Source organism: Acidimicrobiales bacterium, assembly GCA_036270875.1.
In the GTDB taxonomy this organism is placed as follows: Bacteria; Actinomycetota; Acidimicrobiia; order Acidimicrobiales; family AC-9; genus AC-9.
Genome location: DATBBR010000107.1, coordinates 1 through 3,687, shown reverse-complemented (window position 1 = coordinate 3,687; position 3,687 = coordinate 1). Strand labels below are relative to the sequence as shown.

General features: G+C 69.8%; 4 protein-coding genes and 1 riboswitch. Of the genes, 3 read left to right on the top strand and 1 reads right to left on the bottom strand.

Annotated features, from left to right (window positions below; genetic code table 11):
• On the bottom strand, nt 1–486 hold a 486-nt coding region (locus VH112_11665), incomplete at its 3' end, for a glycosyltransferase (protein ID HEX4540891.1).
• Between the two features lie 62 nt (nt 487–548).
• Nucleotides 549–636: riboswitch (SAM riboswitch) on the top strand.
• Nucleotides 637–642: 6 nt separating this feature from the next.
• Between VH112_11665 and VH112_11660 the strand changes: the two genes are divergently transcribed.
• From VH112_11660 to groL, 3 genes are all read left to right on the top strand, one after another.
• Nucleotides 643–1,902, top strand: coding sequence for a threonine synthase (locus VH112_11660; GenBank protein ID HEX4540890.1), 1,260 nt, complete (start codon nt 643–645; stop codon nt 1,900–1,902).
• The gene (locus VH112_11655; GenBank protein HEX4540889.1) at nt 1,899–2,174 is read left to right on the top strand and encodes a MoaD/ThiS family protein; all 276 of its coding nucleotides are present in this window, start codon (nt 1,899–1,901) and stop codon (nt 2,172–2,174) included. The genes VH112_11660 and VH112_11655 overlap by 4 nt, the downstream gene beginning before the upstream one ends.
• A 138-nt stretch (nt 2,175–2,312) precedes the next feature.
• Nucleotides 2,313–3,687, top strand: a 1,375-nt coding sequence (gene groL, locus VH112_11650; GenBank protein ID HEX4540888.1) for a chaperonin GroEL, incomplete at its 3' end; no start/stop codon positions are given.

Sequence of the window (3,687 nt, the reverse complement as noted above, 5' to 3'; positions counted from 1 at the left end):
TTCGGTGACCCGTCCGCCGCCCGTCGGGTCGTCGTGCAGCGGCCGCGTGTAGAAGCCCTTGACCAGCGCGACGTCGTCAGTGGTGAGGAGGGGGCCGAGGAGCCCCGTCACGAATGCCGGCGTGGTGTTCGCGACGTCGGCGTCGAGATACGCCACGACGTCGCCCGACGCCGCACCCAGCGCGGCGGCCATGGCCTGGCCCTTGCCGCCGGCGCCGCCGGGGCCGCTGACGACCCGGGCCCCGGCCTCGATGGCCCGGACGGCCGTGTCGTCGGTCGATCCGTCGTCGAGCACGATGACCTCGTCGACGAGGCCATTGCCCCCGTGCCGGGCCAGGAAGGGCTGGACCACGGCCCGGACCACCGAACCCACGGTCGAGCCCTCGTCGCGGGCGGGGATGCAGACCGAGACGGTGCGGCCCGTGCGGGCCTTGGCCTCGAGGACCAGGTCCGAGGAGAAGTCCCCGTGGTGAAAGGTGCGTGCCACGCCCACGATTCAAGCAGTCAGGCTGCGTTGAGGTGACCGGCCCCCAGCGACTACCATGGTTGACATCATCCAGAGCGACTGAGGGACGGGCCCGTCGAAGTCGCGGCAACCAGTGCAACGCACCTGGTGCCAATGCCCGATCGATGAGGAGGACAGATGGTCGATTTCGTCACCGGGCTTCGCTGTCGTGAATGTCAGCGTCCCTTCCCTGCCGAAGCGCTGCACGTCTGCGACTACTGCTTTGGGCCGCTCGAGGTGGCCTACGACTACGAGCGGATCGCCGCGACCGTCAGCCGTGAGCGGATCGAGGCCGGGCCGCGCACCATCTGGCGGTACCGGGACCTGCTGCCCGTCGACGACGAGTCGCCGGTCGACCTGGGCGCCGGGTTCACCCCGCTCGTGCGGGCGGACCGGCTGGCGGCCGAGCTGGGGCTGGGTGAGCTGTGGATCAAGGACGACACCGCGAACCCGACCGGCTCGTTCAAGGACCGCGTCGTCTCGGTCGCGCTGACCAAGGCGCGGCGTCTCGGCTTCAAGGTGGCCGCGTGCGCCTCGACCGGGAACCTCGCCAACTCGGTGGCGGCCCACGCCGCCCGGGCCGGCATGGACTCCGTCGTGCTGATCCCCCACGACCTCGAGGCCGCCAAGGTCACGATGACCGCGGTCTACGGCGGCACCGTCGTGGCGGTGGACGGCACGTACGACGACGTGAACCGGCTGTGCGCGGAGCTCACCAGCGAGCGTCCGAGTTGGGCCTTCGTCAACGTCAACGTGCGCACCTACTACGCCGAAGGGTCCAAGACCCTGGCCTTCGAGATCGCCGAGCAGCTGGGCTGGCAGGCGCCGGACCACGTGGTGGTCCCGATCGGCTCGGGCAGCCAACTCACGAAGGTGGCAAAGGGTTTCTCCGAGCTGGGCAAGGTCGGCCTGTTGCCCGAGGAGCCCGCCGTGCGGGTCTCGGGCGCCCAGGCCGAGGGGTGCTCGCCCGTGGCGACCGCGTTCTTGGAGGGCACCGACGCCATCCGGCCGGTCAAGCCCAAGACGATCGCCAAGTCGCTGGCCATCGGGAACCCCGCCGACGGCTGGTACGCGCTCGACGTCATGAGGAAGTCGGGTGGCTCCTGCGCGGCGGTGACCGACGACGAGGTGCGCGACGCCATCGGGCTGCTTGCTCGGACCGAGGGGATCTTCGCCGAGACGGCGGGGGGCGTGACGATCGCCACGCTGTGCCGGCTGGCCGCCTCGGGCGCCATCCGCCCCGACGAGCGGGTGGTGGCGCTGGTCACCGGGCACGGCCTCAAGACCGTGGAGGCGCTGACCGGGGCCGAGGGCTCCTCTCCGACCGCCACCATTGCCCCGACCCTGGCGGCCTTCGATGCCGCCGTCGACAGCATCGAGGAGACGCCGAGCCGATGAGCGTGACCGTCCGCATCCCCACCCAGCTGCGCACCCTGACGGGGGGCGCCGGCGAGATCGCCGTCGAGGGAGCCTCGGTGGGCGAGGTGCTCAAGGCCCTCGACGCCGCCCATGCAGGCTTCTCCGATCGCCTCTTCGACGAGGGGGGCAACCTGCGCCGCTTCGTCAACGTCTTCCTGGCCGACGAAGACGTCCGGTTCCTCGACGGCCTGGCCACGCCGGTGGCGGACGGCCAGACCCTGTCGATCGTGCCGGCGGTGGCGGGGGGCTGACGGCCCGGCCGCCGGGGAGGGGTCCGGCGGGAGGGGGCGGTCGGCCGGCAGGAGGCGCGCTCGCCCTTGCACGCGACCCTTAAGGTGGGTACCGTTAGCACTCAGACGACGAGAGTGCTAATGGAGGAATAGAACCAGATGGCCAAGATCATCTCCTTCCACGAGGACGCCCGCAGGGGGCTGGAGACCGGCATGAACAAGCTGGCCGACGCCGTGCGCGTGACCCTCGGCCCGAAGGGCCGCAACGTGGTGCTCGACAAGAAGTGGGGCGCCCCGACCATCACCAACGACGGCGTGTCGATCGCCAAGGAGATCGACCTCGAGGACCCCTTCGAGAAGATCGGCGCCGAGCTGGTCAAGGAGGTCGCCAAGAAGACCGACGACGTGGCCGGCGACGGGACCACGACGGCGACGGTGCTGGCGTGGGCCATGGTCCACGAGGGTCTGCGGAACGTGGCGGCGGGGGCGAACCCGATGTCGCTCAAGCGGGGTATCGAGGCGGCGGTGGAGACCGCGGTCGGGTCGATCCACGGGCTGGCCAAGGACACCGACTCCAAGGAGCAGATCGCGCAGGTCGCCTCCATCTCGGCGGCGGACGCGGAGATCGGCGGGATGATCTCGGAGGCCATCGACAAGGTCGGGCGTGACGGCGTCATCACCGTCGAGGAGTCGCAGACGTTCGGGATGGACATGGACCTGGTCGAGGGGATGCGCTTCGACAAGGGCTACATCGCCCCCTACTTCGTGACCGACCCCGAGCGGATGGAGGCGGTCCTCGAGGACGCCTACCTGTTGCTCGTGGGGTCCAAGATCACGGCGGTCCGGGACGTGCTGCCCCTGCTGGAGAAGGTCATGCAGAGCGGCAAGCCGCTGCTGATCATCGCCGAGGACGTCGAGGGCGAGGCCCTGGCGACGTTGGTCGTGAACAAGATCCGTGGGACGTTCCGCTCGGTGGCGGTGAAGGCGCCGGGCTTCGGCGAGCGGCGCAAGGCCATGCTCCAGGACATCGCGATCCTGACCGGTGGCCAGGTCGTGACCGAGGAAGTGGGCCTGAAGCTCGAGAACGTGACGCTGGACCTGTTGGGGTCGGCGCGCAAGGTCGTCGTCACCAAGGACGAGACGACCATCGTCGAGGGCGGCGGGACCGAGACCGACATCAAGGGCCGGATCAACCAGATCAAGACGGAGATCGAGAACACGGACTCCGACTACGACCGGGAGAAGCTCCAGGAGCGCCTGGCCAAGCTGTCCGGTGGCGTGACGGTCATCAAGGTCGGCGCCGCGACCGAGGTCGAGCTGAAGGAGAAGAAGCACCGGATCGAGGATGCGGTGTCGACCACCAAGGCTGCGATCGAAGAAGGCGTCGTGCCGGGTGGCGGTGTGGCCTTGCTCCGTGCGCAGACCGCCATCCTGGAGGCCTCCGAGAAGCTCGAGGGCGACGAGGCGACGGGTGCCCGGATCGTCGCGAAGGCCGTCGAGGAGCCGCTGAAGCAGATCGCGGTGAACGCCGGGA